The organism is Leucobacter edaphi (assembly GCF_016522535.1).
GTDB lineage: Bacteria > Actinomycetota > Actinomycetes > Actinomycetales > Microbacteriaceae > Leucobacter > Leucobacter edaphi.
This window is the reverse complement of sequence record NZ_JAEHOI010000002.1, coordinates 516,799-531,983: the sequence shown is the minus strand read 5'-3', so window position 1 is coordinate 531,983 and position 15,185 is coordinate 516,799. Positions and strand designations below refer to the sequence as shown.

At 68.2% G+C, this 15,185-nt stretch carries 12 protein-coding genes; 2 read left to right on the top strand and 10 right to left on the bottom strand.

Annotated features, from left to right (window positions below):
• Position 1: 1 nt before the first annotated feature.
• From alaS to JD292_RS03770, 4 genes are all read right to left on the bottom strand, one after another.
• Positions 2 to 2,656 (bottom strand): alanine--tRNA ligase, encoded by a 2,655-nt coding sequence (gene alaS / locus JD292_RS03785; RefSeq protein ID WP_200131380.1) that lies wholly within the window; start codon positions 2,654 to 2,656, stop codon positions 2 to 4.
• 170 nt (positions 2,657 to 2,826) lie between these two features.
• Complete coding sequence (locus JD292_RS03780) at positions 2,827 to 3,066, bottom strand: hypothetical protein (RefSeq protein WP_200131379.1); 240 nt, start codon at positions 3,064 to 3,066, stop codon at positions 2,827 to 2,829.
• A 198-nt stretch (positions 3,067 to 3,264) separates the two neighbouring features.
• Positions 3,265 to 3,894, bottom strand: coding sequence for a 30S ribosomal protein S4 (gene rpsD / locus JD292_RS03775; protein ID WP_200131378.1), 630 nt, complete (start codon positions 3,892 to 3,894; stop codon positions 3,265 to 3,267).
• Positions 3,895 to 4,190: 296 nt separating this feature from the next.
• Entirely contained in the window at positions 4,191 to 5,609 is a 1,419-nt protein-coding gene (locus JD292_RS03770) for a replication-associated recombination protein A (protein WP_200131564.1), read from the bottom strand.
• 201 nt (positions 5,610 to 5,810) lie between these two features.
• Between JD292_RS03770 and JD292_RS03765 the strand changes: the two genes are divergently transcribed.
• Positions 5,811 to 7,046 (top strand): DUF349 domain-containing protein, encoded by a 1,236-nt coding sequence (locus JD292_RS03765; RefSeq protein ID WP_200131377.1) that lies wholly within the window; start codon positions 5,811 to 5,813, stop codon positions 7,044 to 7,046.
• A 107-nt stretch (positions 7,047 to 7,153) separates the two neighbouring features.
• Positions 7,154 to 7,699 carry a hypothetical protein gene (locus JD292_RS03760; RefSeq protein WP_200131376.1) on the top strand — a complete coding sequence of 182 codons (546 nt, stop codon included), beginning with the start codon at positions 7,154 to 7,156 and terminating at the stop codon, positions 7,697 to 7,699.
• A gap of 35 nt (positions 7,700 to 7,734) precedes the next feature.
• Here the strand turns inward: JD292_RS03760 and JD292_RS03755 are convergent, their stop codons facing one another.
• The 6 genes from JD292_RS03755 to ruvA form a co-directional block, all read right to left on the bottom strand.
• Entirely contained in the window at positions 7,735 to 9,990 is a 2,256-nt protein-coding gene (locus JD292_RS03755; RefSeq protein ID WP_200131375.1) for a RelA/SpoT family protein, read from the bottom strand.
• An 80-nt stretch (positions 9,991 to 10,070) separates the two neighbouring features.
• On the bottom strand, positions 10,071 to 11,111 hold the full coding sequence (secF, locus tag JD292_RS03750) for a protein translocase subunit SecF (RefSeq protein ID WP_200131374.1): 1,041 nt from the start codon (positions 11,109 to 11,111) through the stop codon (positions 10,071 to 10,073).
• A gap of 2 nt (positions 11,112 to 11,113) precedes the next feature.
• Positions 11,114 to 12,859: a protein translocase subunit SecD gene (gene secD / locus JD292_RS03745; RefSeq protein ID WP_200131373.1), complete on the bottom strand. Its 1,746-nt coding sequence runs from the start codon at positions 12,857 to 12,859 to the stop codon at positions 11,114 to 11,116.
• Between the two features lie 59 nt (positions 12,860 to 12,918).
• Positions 12,919 to 13,380: a preprotein translocase subunit YajC gene (gene yajC, locus JD292_RS03740; RefSeq protein WP_200131372.1), complete on the bottom strand. Its 462-nt coding sequence runs from the start codon at positions 13,378 to 13,380 to the stop codon at positions 12,919 to 12,921.
• Between the two features lie 93 nt (positions 13,381 to 13,473).
• Complete coding sequence (ruvB, locus tag JD292_RS03735; RefSeq protein WP_200131371.1) at positions 13,474 to 14,493, bottom strand: Holliday junction branch migration DNA helicase RuvB; 1,020 nt, start codon at positions 14,491 to 14,493, stop codon at positions 13,474 to 13,476.
• A complete protein-coding gene (gene ruvA / locus JD292_RS03730) occupies positions 14,490 to 15,122 on the bottom strand; it encodes a Holliday junction branch migration protein RuvA (protein ID WP_200131370.1) in 633 nt (210 codons plus the stop codon). The genes ruvB and ruvA overlap by 4 nt, the downstream gene beginning before the upstream one ends.
• Positions 15,123 to 15,185: the final 63 nt, after the last annotated feature.

The window sequence follows — 15,185 nt, the reverse complement described above, 5'->3', positions numbered from 1 at the left end:
GCTATCCCGCCAGCGTCCGTCGGATCTCGGCGAGCGCTTCGCCGATCTTCGCGGGATCCGTGCCACCGCCCTGAGCAAGATCGTCCTTTCCGCCCCCGCCGCCTCCGAGCACCTGTGCGGCGACGCGAACGAGCTGGCCGGCCTTGGCGCCCGACTCCCGGCCCGCCGCCGTCGTTGCCGCGATGACGACCGGCTTGCCGCCGGCCTCGCCGGCGAGCACGACGACGCCCGGCTCTGCACCCAGCCGCTCACGCACCTTGATGACGAGCCCACGGATGTCGTCGGCCGAACCGACCGAACCGAGGGAGGAGGAAACGACGCTGAACGCCCCGATCCGCTCCGCACCGGCGACGAGCTCGGGAACGCGCTGCCCCAGGCGCTCCGCCTCGAGCGCCGCGATCCGCTTCTCGGCCGCGCGCAACTGGCCGCCCAGATCCTGAACCTTTGAGACGAGCTCGGACCGCGGAACCTTCAGCCCGCTCGCGAGCTGCTGGACAATGGCGCGCTCGGCGGCGAAGTTGCGGAAGGCCTCGAAACCGACGAGCGATTCCACGCGCCGATTCGTCGACCCGACCGAGCTCTCCGAGATCAGGCTGATCATGCCGACCTCGGAGGAACTGCCGACGTGGGTGCCAGCGCACAGCTCGCGCGACCATTCGCCGCCGATGTCAACGACGCGCACGCGCTCACCGTACTTCTCGCCGAACAGCGCCATCGCGCCGAGCGCCTTCGCGTCGTCGAGCGCCATCTCGCGCGTGACGACCTCCAGGTCCGAGCGGATCGCGAGATTCGAGATCTCCTCGATCTCGCTCTTCGTCTCCGTGGAGAGTGCGTCGCTGTGCGTGAAGTCGAGGCGCATGTAGCCGGCCTTGTTGTAGGAGCCGGCCTGGTGCGCGTTCGAGCCGAGCACCTGGCGGAGCGCCGCGTGCACGACGTGGGTCGCGGAGTGCGCCTGGTTCGCGCCCCGACGGTAATCGTGATCCACGCGCGTTTCGGCGCGCTGGTCAAGCCCAATGGTGCCCAGGGTCACCTTGACCGTGTGCACGATCAGGCCGGGAACCGGCTTCTGCACGTCCAGCACCTCCGCGGTGAAGCCGTCACCGACGATCGTGCCCTGATCGGAGTCCTGGCCGCCGCCCTCCGCGAAGAGCGCGGTCTCCGCGAGCACGAGCTCGGCGATCTGCCCCTCGTGCGCCTCCTGCACGGGCACGCCGTCAACGACGATGCCGAGCACGCGGCTCTCCGCCTCGAGCTGGTCGTAGCCGAGGAAGGAAGTCTCGCCGAGTCCGCGCAGCTCCTTGTAGACGGACAGGTCGGCCCGCTGGCCCTTCTTCGCCTTGGCGTCGGCCTTGGCGCGATCGCGCTGCTCCTGCATGAGCGAGCGGAAGACCTCGCGATCGACGCCGATGCCCGCCTCCTCGGCGACCTCGAGCGTGAGCTCGATCGGGAAGCCGTAGGTGTCGTGAAGCAGGAACGCGGTGTCGCCGGGCACGGAGGTGCCAGCGCCCTTCGCCGCATCGACCGCGGCGTCGAGGATCTGGCTGCCCGACGCGAGCGTGCGCAGGAAGGTGCGCTCCTCGGCGTATGCCGCGCGGGAGATGAAGTCAAAGTCCCGCTCGACCGCGGGATACGCCGATTTCATGGCGTCGCGGGACACGGGGAAGAGCTCCGCGAAGCTCGGGCCCTCGAAGCCGAGCAGACGCATCGAGCGCACGACGCGACGCAGGAGGCGGCGGAGGATGTACCCTCGGCCCTCGTTCGACGGGGTCACGCCGTCGGCGAGCAGCATGAGGCCGCTGCGCACGTGATCGGCGATCACGCGCAGCCGGACGTCGTCCTCGTGCGACGCCCCGTAGGTCTTCCCCGCGAGCTCAGCGGCCCGATCGAGCACCGGGCGCACCTGGTCGATCTCGTACATGTTGTCGACGCCCTGCTTGATGAACGCGACGCGCTCGAGGCCGAGGCCGGTATCGATGTTCTTCTTCGGCAGCTCGCCGAGAATGGTGAACTCGGTCTTCGACTTCACGTCGGCCACCTGGTACTGCATGAACACCAGGTTCCAGATTTCGACGTAGCGGTCGTCATCGGTGGCGGGGCCGCCGTCGATCCCGTACTCGGGTCCCATGTCGTAGAAGATCTCGGAGCAGGGGCCAGCGGGGCCCGGCTGACCGGTCGACCAGTAGTTCGTGTCCTTGCCGAGCCGCTGGATGCGCTCGTCGGGCAGCGTCGAGAGCCGCTGCCACAGCTCGAACGCCTCGTCGTCGTCCTCGTAGACCGTGACCCAGAGATCGTTCGGGTCGAAGCCGAGGCCGCCCTCCTCCTCGCTCGTCGTGAGGAGCTCCCAGGCGAAGCCGATGGCGCCTTCCTTGAAGTAGTCCCCGAATGAGAAGTTGCCCGCCATCTGGAAGAACGTGCCGTGGCGGGGGGTCTTGCCCACCTCTTCGATGTCGTTGGTCCTGATGCACTTCTGCACGCTCGTTGCCCGATCGTACGGGGCGGGGACGAGGCCCGAGAGATAGGGCACGAACGGCACCATTCCGGCGACCGTGAACATGAGACTCGGATCGTCGCTCACGAGCGAGGCAGAAGGCACGACCGTGTGGCCCCTCTTTTCGAAGAAGTCGAGCCAGCGGCGTTGAATTTCTGCGGTCTGCATCGTGATGCGGTCCTTCGGGGTTCGTGTGCGTGCGGAGAATCGGGCCGCGTGCGCGGCCGAATGAAGTGCTTCGGCATGGCGGACCCTTCGATGATCACGCCTCAGCCTGATGGTTCCCCGCGTGCGCGCGGATGGACAGCCGTCCGGGGCCGCGCCGCGGGGGTGGAACGCTACTTCGAGGAGCGGGATTCGCCCTCGCGCGCGGCGCGCAGCGCCGCCTCGAGATCGTCGGCTACTTCCTCGCTGGCGGCCTCACCCTCGTGGTAGCCGGTCGCGAATGCCCGCCGGAACTCCTGCACCGCGCGGTTCACGCGGTCGAAGAAGCGACGGCCCTCGGGGTTCTGATTCACGAAGTGGGCGGCGACGAAGCCGATCACGACGCCCCAGAACAGCCACATGAGCTTGCGCATTACTCCTCATTCCTCTTCGGGCGACGACCGGATCGAATTGCCCCGTTCCGTCCGTCGCGCTCGTCAAGCTTAGCGTGCGGGGGTGCGCCGCTCGCGGATGTCTCGGCGGCGGTGCGGTGAGCCTCCCGCCGACCTCCCTGGGGACGACGAAGGGGGCGCCGGCCGAAACCGACGCCCCCTTCGAGCGTGTTCTGAAGCTTAGCGACCCGAGTAGAACTCGACGACGAGCTGCACTTCACAGGTCACGGGGACCTCAGCGCGCTTCGGGCGGCGGACCAGGCGGGCCTGGAGCTTGTCGAGCTCGACCTCGAGGTAGCCGGGAACCGGGGGAAGCACCTCGGCGTGGCCACCTGCGGCAGCGACCTGGAAGGGCTCGGTGCCCTCGGAGCGCTCCTTGACGTGGATGAGCTGACCCGGCTTCACGCGGAAGGAGGGGCGGTCGACGATCTTGCCGTCGACGAGGATGTGGCGGTGCACGACCATCTGACGCGCCTGCGCGGTGGTGCGGGCGAAGCCGGCACGCAGCACGAGGGCGTCGAGACGCATCTCGAGGAGCTCGACCAGGTTCTCACCGGTCAGGCCGTCCTGGCGACGCGCCTCCTTGAAGGCGATCTGGAGCTGCTTCTCGCGGATGCCGTACTGGGCCCGGAGACGCTGCTTCTCGCGCAGACGAACGGCGTAGTCGCTGTCGCTCTTACGCTTGGTGCGGCCGTGCTGGCCGGGGCCGTAGGGGCGCTTCTCGAGGTAGCGCGCAGCCTTCGGGGTGAGGGCGATCCCGAGCTGGCGGGACAGGCGGGTCTGGGAACGGGTACGCGACGTAGTCGACACGTGGGTCCTTTCGGGGTTCTTGCGTTCGCGGCTCGGGATCGAGCCGCACTGTTCTCTCGGCCACGCTGCGCCCGCATTCACGATTGCTCGCAATGCACGCGACGCAGCACACCGGTATCGGTGAGGGAACGACCATCGCAGAAACCCGGCTACAGGGCGCCTGCCGCCTGCTTCCGCGCGCAGCCGGCGTGTGGAAGTGGCGTTGGCCAGCGTTCAGTTTAGCAGAAGTGCCGCGGCAGCGCGCGCAGGTGCCGGAAGCGTGTCTCCGCGCCCGATCGCACCAGCGATGCGACGGATCACGCGTTTCCTCGGCTGATCCGCCTGATCTTCTCGAGCCGCTCGGACACGTCCCGCTCCGCCCCGTGAGTGGTGGGCGAGTAGTACACGCGATCGACGAGCTCATCGGGGAGATACTGCTGCTCGAGCACCCCGCGCGGATCGCTGTGCGGATACCGGTACCCCTTCCCGTGGCCGAGCCGCTTCGCCCCCGGATAGTGAGCGTCACGCAGGTGATTCGGGACGAGACCGAAGCGACCCGCCTTTACATCGGCGATTGCCGAGTCGATCGCGGTGATCACCGCGTTCGACTTCGGCGCCGTGGCGATGTAGATCGTGGCCTCGGCGAGCGGGATCCTGGCCTCGGGGAGCCCGATGAGCTGGGTGGCCTGCGCAGCCGCGACGGCCACGCTCAGCGCCTGGGGGTCGGCCATTCCGACGTCCTCGGCCGCGTGGACCATGAGCCTGCGCGCGATGAACCGCGGGTCCTCCCCCGCCTCGATCATTCGTGCGAGGTAATGGACCGCAGCGTCCGGATCGGAGCCTCGCAGAGACTTGATGAAGGCGCTCGTGACGTCGTAGTGCTGGTCTCCGTTCCGGTCGTATCGCAGGAGCGCTCGGTTGACGGCGGTTGCGACGATGTCGGCGGTGACCTCGGGCGGCGCGGCGGGATCCGGCGCGGCGGCCGCGTCCGGCTCGGATCCTCCGTCTTTCTCGGCATCCCCCTCGGCTGCGGCGTCGCCCTCCTCCTGATTACCGGCCAGCGCAGAGGCGGCAGCGGCCTCGAGCCCCGTCAGCGCGCGCCGAGCGTCGCCGGAGGCGAGCTGCACGAGCGCGTCGAGCGCCTCTTCGGAGAGCACCACCGAGCCGTTCAGACCCCGCGGGTCCGCAACGGCGCGCTCGAGGAGCCCGCGCAGATCCGCGTCGTCGAGCGGCTCGAGCGTGAGGAGCAGTGAGCGGGAAAGCAGCGGGCTGATCACCGAGAACGACGGGTTCTCCGTGGTCGCGGCGACGAGGGTCACCCATCCGTTCTCAACGCCGGGAAGCAGTGCGTCCTGCTGAGCCTTGGTGAAGCGATGGATCTCATCGAGGAACAACACGGTGGACGTGTCGAACAGGTCGCGGTCATTGAGCGCGCGCTCCATCACCGTGCGCACGTCCTTGATTCCCGCGGTGATCGCGGAGAGCTCCACGAAGCGGCGGCCACTGGAATGGGCGATCGCCTGAGCGATCGTGGTTTTTCCCGTTCCGGGAGGCCCCCAGAGAATCACCGACACGGCTCCCCCGCGCCCGTCAGCATCCGCCGCGAGGGTGCGCAGCGGCGATCCCGGTCGGAGCAGGTGCTGCTGGCCCACGACCTCATCCAGGCTCGTGGGTCGCATCCGCACGGCGAGCGGCGCCGTATGGGTAGGTATTGGCCGATTCTCCACGGGTCCCATGCTACCGAGGACCACTGACACTCTCGGGAGCCTAGGCCGCCCCGCCGCATCCGGCGGGAGCGGATCGCCCGGCAGCGCACCCGATCACGATTCGCCCCGGATCGAGGCCGTTGGACCCCATACTCGCGGCCACTGGTGTGGCATAGTGGAGGGGTCTATCCGTGCGGCCTTCCGGCCCGAACACGACAGGTGAGCAGAACCTTGAGCGAAGCCAACAACGAAACCCCCTGGGGCCGAGTCGACGAAGACCGGACCGTGTACGTCCGGGAGGGCGACAGCGAACGCGTCGTGGGTTCGTTCCCCGACGGCACGCCGGAGGAGGCGCTCGCCTACTTCACCCGCAAGTTCGCGGATCTCGAGGGCCAGGTCACGCTCCTCGAGGCGCGTGTCGCGCGCGGCACGGCCGACGCCTCCGCCGCTGAGGTCGTCTCGAAGCTCACCGAGCTACTCGTCGAGCCCGCCGCCGTGGGCGATATCGCATCGCTGCGCGCCCGCGTCGAGAAGCTCGGGGCGAAGACCGCCGAGCTCTCGGAGAAGCAGCACGCCGAGCGCGAGGCAGCCCGCAAGGAGGCCATCGCGAAGCGCGAGGCGATCGTCGTCGAGGCGGAGCGCCTCGCCGCCCAGCCCGAGGCTTCGGTCCGCTGGAAGGAGACGAGCCAGGCGTTCGAGCAGCTCTTCACCGACTGGCAGACCTCGCAGCGCACCGGTCCGCAGATTCCCAAGGGCCAGGCGGACGCGATGTGGAAGCGCTTCCGCACCGCCCGCCAGTCATTCGATTCGGCTCGCCGTTCGCACTTCGCGCAGATGGACGCCAACAACAAGGAGGTGCGCCAGCGCAAGGAGCGGATCATCGCCGCCGCCGAGGCCCTGGCCCCGCGCGGCATCGACGGCATTCCGTCGTACCGCTCGCTCCTCGACGACTGGAAGGCCGCCGGCCGCGCCAGCAGGAAGCTCGACGATCAGCTGTGGGCCCGGTTCAAGGCCGCAGGGGACGTGCTCTACGCCGCGAAGGCCGCGGAGGCCGCGCAGACCAATGAGGAGTACGCCGCGAACCTCGCCGCCAAGCAGGAGATTCTCGCGGAGGCCGAGTCGATCCTCAGCGTCACGGAGCACACCGCGGCACGCAAGCAGCTCACCGGGATCCAGCTCCGCTGGGACGAGATCGGCCGGGTGCCTCGCGAGGCGCTCCGCGATATCGAAGGCCGGCTCCGCAAGATCGAGGACCACGTGAAGCGCCTCGAGGACGAGCACTGGCAGAAGACCAACCCGGAGACCAAGGCGCGCAGCGCCGGGCTCCGTGGGCAGCTCGAGGCCTCGATCGCGGAGCTCAAGACCGAGATCGAGACGGCTCGCGCCAAGGGAGACTCCCGCGCGGTGAAGGACGCCGAGGAGAAGCTGGCGACGCAGGAGTCCTGGCTCGCCGCCATCGGCGACTAAGCGAATCCATCGCTCACAGGCCGCGGTCCTTCGGGATCGCGGCCTGTGTTGTCCACAGAACGCCCGCTGCCCTCCGCACGGGCGCCGCCTCGGGGCACCATGGATCCATGTCGCACCGACTCGCCCGCCGCGATCCCCCGCGCTACGATCACTGGCCCGAGGCCGTGCGCTCCGCAGAGCTGCTCCGCGGCGCGCTGGTCCGGTGCGGCCCGGCGCTGCGCGGGGCCGGCTGGCCCGAGTGCCCGGAAGTGCGATTGCGGGCGATCACGGGAGTCATCGGTCCTGGCCGGGTCGCGATCGGGACCACAGCCGCGTGGGTCTGGGGCGCCCTCCGCGAGCCATGCGCCCCGCTTGAGGCGGCGATGCCCGACCGCCGGAGGCCCCCTCATGAGCATCGGCCGGGGGTGAGGACCAGGCAGCTCAGGATCGACCAGGAGGACATCGTGGCACTGGGCGGCGCGACGGTGACCTCGCGGCTCCGAACCGTACTCGATCTGCTGCGTTCCGAGGAGTCGCTCGATCCCCGGGTGCGCGTGGCCGTCCGCCTCCTCGCGCTCACCGTCCCCGGAGGCCGCGACCGGATCGCCGAGGTGCTCCGGGCCGGTCCGCGATCCGGATCGATCCGCGCGCTCGCGCGCTGCGCAGAACTCTGAGCCTGCGCCGGGCCGTACTGCGCCGGGGGCCGGGTTCAGTTCGTGATGCGGTAGACGTCGTAGACGCCGTCGATCCGGCGCACGGCGTTGAGCACGTGGTCCAGGTGGGTCGCATTCGCCATCTCGAAGACGAACTTGCTGATCGCGAGCCGGGAACTGGAGGTGTTCACGGAGGCGGAGAGGATGTTCACGTGATGGTCCGAGAGCGTGCGCGTCACGTCGTAGAGGAGGGCGGAGCGGTCGAGCGCCTCGACCTGAATCTGCACGAGGAAGACGCTCTTCGTCGAGGGCGCCCATTCGACGTCGACCACGCGATCCTGCTGCTTCCGCAGCTCGATGAAGTTGTGGCAGTCGACGCGGTGCACCGAAACGCCCTGGCCCTTCGTGACGAAGCCCTGAATCTCATCACCGGGAACCGGCGTGCAGCACTTCGCGAGCTTCGCGAGCACGTCGCTCGCGCCCTTCACCACGACGCCGCTCGAACCCGCGGAGACGCTCGCGCGCGGCGCCTCGATGATCGGCATCGTCGCGAGCGCTGGCTCGGAGGAGACCTGCTCGTCGAACACGAGCGAGGTCACCTTTTCCACGACGGACTGCGCGGAGACCTGACCGCCACCGACGGCCGCGTACAGCGCGGCGACATCCGCGAACCGCAGCTGCAGGGCGACCTGCTGCAACGACTCCGAGTTCATCACCCGATGCAGCGGCAGCTTCTGGCGGCGCAGCTCCTTCGTGATCTCGACCTTGCCGTGCTCGACGGCCTCCTCGCGGCGCTCCTTGGTGAACCAGCCGCGGATCTTGTTCTGCGCCCGCTTGCTCTTGACGAAGTTCAGCCAGGCCTTGTTCGGTCCGGCGTCCGGATCCTTCGAGGTGAACACCTCGACCACGTCGCCGTTGTTGAGCGCCGTCTCGAGCGGCACGAGACGGCCGTTCACGCGCGCGCCCATTGTGCGGTGGCCGACCTCGGTGTGAACCGCGTAGGCGAAGTCCACGGTGGTGCCTCCGGCGGGAAGCCCGATCACGCGGCCCTTCGGCGTGAAAACGTAGACCTCCTTTGCGCCGATCTCGTAGCGGAGGGCGTCCAGGAACTCGCCGGGATCCTCGGTTTCCGCCTGCCAGTCGGAGATGTGCGCGAGCCAGGCCATATCGTTCGAGGAGGGGCCCGACTGCGGCTGCCCCTGTTGCCGCTGCTTGTACTTCCAGTGCGCAGCAACGCCGTATTCGGCGCGCTGGTGCATCTCGACCGTGCGGATCTGGATCTCCACGGCACGCCCGTCCGGTCCGATCACCGTCGTGTGCAGCGACTGGTACAGGTTGAACTTGGGGGTTGCGATGTAGTCCTTGAAGCGGCCGGGGATCGGGGTCCACCGCGCGTGCACCGCGCCGAGCACCGCGTAGCAGTCGCGAATCGAGCCGACGAGCACGCGGATTCCGACCAGATCGTAGATGTCGTCGAAGTCTCGCCCCCGCACGATCATCTTCTGATAGATCGAATACAGCTCCTTGGGCCGCCCGGTGACCTCGCCACGGATCTTGGCATCGCGCAGATCCGACTCGATTGACCCGATGACGTCTCCCACGAGCTCGTCGCGCTGCGGGTTGCGCTGAGACACGAGGTTCTGGATCTCGGCGTACAGCTTCGGCTTGAGTACCGCGAAGGACAGATCCTCGAGCTCGGCCTTGATGGACTGGATGCCGAGGCGATGCGCCAGCGGAGCGTAGATCTCGATGGTCTCCTGCGCCTTGCGCTTCGCCGACTCACCCGAGACGAAACCCCAGGTCCGCGCGTTGTGCAGCCGGTCGGCGAGCTTGATCACGAGAACGCGGATGTCTTTCGCCATCGCTACGACCATCTTGCGCACGGTCTCGGCCTGGGCCGAGTCCCCGTACTTCACCTTGTCGAGCTTGGTGACGCCGTCCACGAGCATGGCGATCTCCTCGCCGAACTCGGCGGTGAGCTGCTCGAGCGTGTATTCCGTGTCCTCGACCGTGTCGTGCAGCAGCGCTGCCGCAATCGCGACAGGGGCGACCCCGAGCTCGGCGAGGATCTGCGACACGGCGATGGGGTGGGTGATGTACGGCTCGCCGCTGCGCCGCTTCTGGCCGCGGTGCGCACGTTCAGCGACCGTGTAGGCGCGCTCGATCACGGAAAGGTCCGCGCGCGGATAGTTCGCGCGGACGGTACGAACCAGCTGATCCACCGCGCCTGGCGAGCTTCCGCGGGAGAAGATCCGCGGCACAAGCCGCCTCAGCGCGGTCGAACCCGCGCTCGCAACATCACTCGAAGCCATGCCGCCCCCTCTCGAATGATTGAACGCTACACCAGGGTGTGGAATTCCGACGAACCGGGCAGCGGCTCAGGCAGTTTTCATCAGACCGAGGCGCCGGCCGACTCGGACTCGACGTCCTCGGCAGCTGCCGCGCCATCCTTCGCCCGAAGCCTGAGCACCTTCTCGTCGCGACGCTTGATCGCGGGCTCGCCCTCGCGCAGGTGCGCGTAGGTCGGGGCTGCGATGAAGATCGTCGAGTACGCGCCGACGAAGATACCGATGAAGAGCGCGAGGGAGATGTCCCGCAGCGTTCCGGCTCCGAGGACGAAGGCGCCGATGAAGAGAATCGACCCGACCGGGAGGAGAGCAACGATCGAGGTGTTGATCGACCGGACCAGCGTCTGATTCACGCCGAGGTTGACCGACTCCGCGAAGGTGCGGCGGTCGTTGAGCTCGCCGGGAGAGGTATTCTCTCGGATCTTGTCGAATACCACGACGGTGTCGTACAGGGAGTAGCCGAGGATCGTGAGGAAGCCGATCATGGCGGCGGGGGTGATCTCGAAGCCCGAGATTCCGTAGACGCCGGCGGTGATCACGAGGTCGTGCAGCAGCGCGATGATCGCGGCGAGCGACATCTTCCAGGTCCGGAAGTAGATCGCCATCACGAGGGCCGCGAAGATGATGAACACGATGAGGGCGATGATCGCCTGCTTCGTGATGTCCTGCCCCCACGCCGGGCCGATGTAGGAGTAGGTGACCTCGTCGGCTGACACCCCGTATGCCTTCGCGAGGGCGTCCCCCACCTTGCGGTTCTCCGCGTCGGTGAGCGCCTCGGTCTGGATGCGAATGTCGGTCGGGCCGAGCTCGCTGACGCGGGGCGCGCTGCTCGGCAGCACCTCCTTCACCGCGGCCTCGGCCGTGGCGTTGTCCCGCTTCTGCCCGTCGGCAAGGTGGACCTGGAACTGGCTGCCGCCCGTGAACTCAATGCCGAAGCTGAAGCCGCCCTTGAGCACCGGGCCCAGAACGGACACGACGATGAGGACGAGGGAGATCAGGTACCAGGTCTTCCGGCGGCCGATGAAGTTGATGGACTTCTCACCGGTGTAGAGCGCGTTGCCGAACTCGGCGAATGAGCGAGCCATGGTCAGCTCTCCTTTCCGGTGGTCTGCATTTCAGCGGCCTTGCGCTCGGCGATCGTCTGGCGGCGTTCCGCCTCGCCGGCGCTACGCTGCTTCTTCTTCGCGGCACCCTTGGTGCCGACCACGGGCTCGCGGAACTGCGCGCGCCCCCGGTACACGGCGCCGAGCGCGCGCGGGTCGAGGCCGGAGAACTTGTTGCCCTCCCGGTAGAACCTGGTTCTCGCGAGCAGGGTCATCATCGGGTGCGTGAAGAGGGCCACGACGAGCACGTCAACGAGCGTCGTGAGGCCGAGCGTGAACGCGAAGCCCTTCACGCTGCCGACCGCGAGGATGAACAGGATCAGCGCGGCAAGGAAGTTGACGCCGTCAGAGGCGAGCACCGTGCGGAAGGCGCGCTTCCAGCCGTGCTCCACCGCGGCCTCCATGCCGAACCCGTCCCGCAGTGCGTCGCGGATGCGCTCGAAGTAGACGATGAACGAGTCCGCGGTGAAACCGACCGCGACGATGATGCCAGCGACGCCCGCGAGCGAGAGCCGGTAGCCCTGGCGCCACGAGAAGAACGTGAGCAGCAGGTAGGTGAGGACGCCCGCGATCGCGAGAGAGGCGATCGTGAGCGAGCCGAGGGCGCGGTACTGGAACACCGAGTACACCACGACGAGGAGCAGGCCGATGAGCCCCGCGAGGAGACCGGCCGCGAGCTGGCTCGTGCCGAGCGTCGCCGAGATGTCCTCCTGGCTCTGCACGGTGAAGTCGATGGGCAGCGCGCCGAACTTCAGCTGGTCGGCGAGGGCCTTTGCGGACGCCTCGGTGAAGTTGCCGCTGATCGAGGGACGGCCGTCAAGAATCTGGCCCTGCATCTGCGGCGCGGACAGCACGTTGCCGTCGAGCACGAAGGCGAACTGGTCCTGGGGCGGCTGCGCTCCGAAGAGGCGGCTGCTCACCTTGCCGAACTCCTCGGCACCCTTCTTGTTCATGACGATCTGCACGACCCAGTTGCCCGTGGAGGCACCGGTCTGCGTCGTTTCGACCTGTGCCGAGGCGTCCGTGATCACGGAGCCGTTCAGCTCGACCGGGCCGAGGATGTACTTCTGCTGGCCCAGGTCGTCACAGGTGATCAGCGGCTGGTCCGACTTGGCGTCGCGCGCGTCGAGCGCCTCCTGCGAGTCGCAGGTGAAGGCGTCGAACTTGGTCTGCAGGCCGGGGGTGATCCAGGCGAGGTCCCCAGCGTTGGCGGGGGTCTTTGCGGGCACGAGGTCCTTCTCGGTGACCGCTGCGGCCTTGTCCTTGAGCTCCTTGAGCGACTTCTGCGCAGCTTCCTTCTGCTTCGGATCGGTGACCTGCTTGGTCGGATCGATGCCGATGCCCACCGCGAGCACGGGACGGAAGTCGAGTTTGGCCGAGGCTTCGATCCGCTGCAGCGTGGCCTCATCGGCCTTTCCGGGGATCGATACCGAGATGTGCTGGTTGCCCTGGGTGGTGATCTCCGCCTCGGAGACACCCGCGGCGTCGACGCGCTGGCGGATGATCGAGACCGCCTGCTGGAGCTGCTCCCCCGCTACGGCCTTCCCGTCGGTCTGCTCGGCCGCGAGCAGAATCTGGGTTCCGCCCTGCAGGTCAAGGGCCAGTTTTGGCGTCCACGTCGCATCACTCTTGAACACCCCGTAGGTGATGAGTCCGCCGAGGCCGACGATAAGGACCAGAAGGAACACCAGGGAACGGCGGGCCCTCCGGACGACAGGTGTGGACGCCAAAATTGACTGCTTTCTCTCAGGAAGTCAGGTGACTGAGGCCGCGGCGAGGCGGCGGGGCGTTAGGCCTTCGGGGTCTCCCCGGGCTCGCCGTCGGACTTGGGATCGATCTCGACCGACGGGTCGTTGGCCTCAGCAGGCGCGTCGAACGACGGCGTGTCCGTTGCGGGGGCGTCCTTCGCCCCGGCGATGCGCTCACCGAACTCGGGATCGTCGTCGGGTGCGAGGCCGGTCGCGGCAGCGGCGTCGGCGGGAGCCTCGGTCGGGGCGACGATCTGGGAGATGGCGTTGCGATGCACCTCGAGGGTGGTCGTGCCGCTGCGCAGGGTCACGCGGTTATCCGCCTCGTCGATGGACTCGATCGTGCCGAAGATCCCGGACTGGAGCATCACCTCTGCGCCGGGGCGCAGACCGTTCTGGAGCTCCTGCATCGCGGCCTGGCGCTTCTTCCCGTTGCGGAACATGAAGAAGATGAGAATCGCGATCAACGCGAACATCATGATTGTGATCGGGTCAATAGGCATGTGCCTGGGCGTCCTTTCATTGGAGTGCTCGCGCAAATGCACCGGGCACAGTTCAAATCAGTCTAGCGCGGTCAAAGCTGTGTGCCGCACAGCTCAGATCAGCGTCGCTGGGCCGGATGCCGCGGGCGGCGGGACGATACCCACGTGCTCCCACCCGAGCCTCGTGGCGATCCGCCCGCGCGGGGTGCGGGTCAACAGCCCGGTCCGGACGAGAAACGGCTCGACGACCGATTCGATCGTCTCGGCTTCCTCCCCCACGGAAACCGCGAGCGTCGAGAGCCCAACGGGCCCACCTGCGAATCTCTCGACAACGGCGCGGAGCACCTCGCGGTCGAGCCGATCGAGGCCGTTGGCGTCCACGTCGTAGAGTGCAAGCGCCGCGCGCACGCTCTCGGTGTCCCCCGGGGTCTCGTGCACGAGGCAGTAGTCGCGGACGCGGCGCAGCAGCCGGTTGGCGATGCGCGGCGTGCCGCGCGATCGACTGGCGATCTCATCGATGCCCTGCTCGGAGAGCGCGAAGTCGAGGAGGCCTGCGGCGCGACGGACGACGCTCGCGAGCTCGTCCTCGGCGTAGAACTCGAGATGGGCCGTGAAACCGAAGCGGTCGCGCAGCGGGTTCGGGAGAAGTCCTGCCCGCGTGGTGGCCCCGACGAGGGTGAAGGGCGACAGCTCGAGGGGAACCGACGTCGCGCCGGCGCCCTTGCCCACCATGATGTCGACTTTGAAGTCCTCCATCGCGAGGTACAGCATCTCCTCAGCGCTGCGGGCCATGCGATGGATCTCGTCGATGAACAGGACCTCACCCGGGGTGAGCGCCGACAGCACCGCCGCGAGGTCGCCAGCGTGCTGGATCGCGGGACCGGAGGTCTGGTGGAGCGGCTTGTCGAGTTCCGTTGCGACGATCATGGAGAGCGTCGTCTTTCCGAGCCCTGGGGGCCCGGCGAGCAGGATGTGGTCCGGCGTGTGCCCGCGCATGCTCGCGGCGTCGAGGAGCAGCCCGAGCTGACGCCTCACCTTTGCCTGACCGACGAACTCGGCGAGCGAGCCGGGACGCAGCGCGCCCTCGTACCCCTGTTCCGAGGGCGTGGCCTGCGGTGAGAGTTCGCCGCTCATCGACGGCCGCCTCTCGCTCCGGAGCGCGCGGCGTTCAGCAGCGCGAGCGCTGCGCGCAGCAGCCCGGCATGCTCCTCGGGAGCGCCGGCCTCGCGTGCGTCGTTCACCGCGAGCAGCGCCTCAGCCTCGCTCCACCCGAGGCCGACGAGGCCCTCCTGCACGGCAGCGGCGACCGCGTCGCGCGGTTCCCCGGCGACGGCCACGCGGGCATCGGGATCGGCGGACTCGAACTCGGCGAGCTTCCCCTGGAGCGACACCGCGATGAGTTTCGCGGTCTTCGGACCGATGCCCGACACCTTGCGGAACGGCTTCTCGTCTTCGGCGGCGACGGCGCGGGCCACCTCGGCCGGCGAGAGCTCGGAGAGCACCCCGAGGGCGCTGCGGGGGCCGACCCCCGACACGGCGATGAGGTGCCCGAAGACGGCGAGCTCGGCCTCGGTAGCGAAGCCGAAGAGCGTCAGCGAATCCTCGCGCACGATCAAGGAGGTGTGGAAGAAGGCCTGCTCCCCCGGCACCGCCTGCGAGGTTCGCCCGCTGGGGAGCTCAACGCGCATACCGACACCGCCGACCTCGACGACAGCCCATCCGGCTCCCGAGCTCAGCACCTCTCCACGAATTGCAGCGATCACGGCCTCAACACTAGAGCGAACCACTGACATCGCGCGCTCGCCACTCCGCGCCATTCGAACATA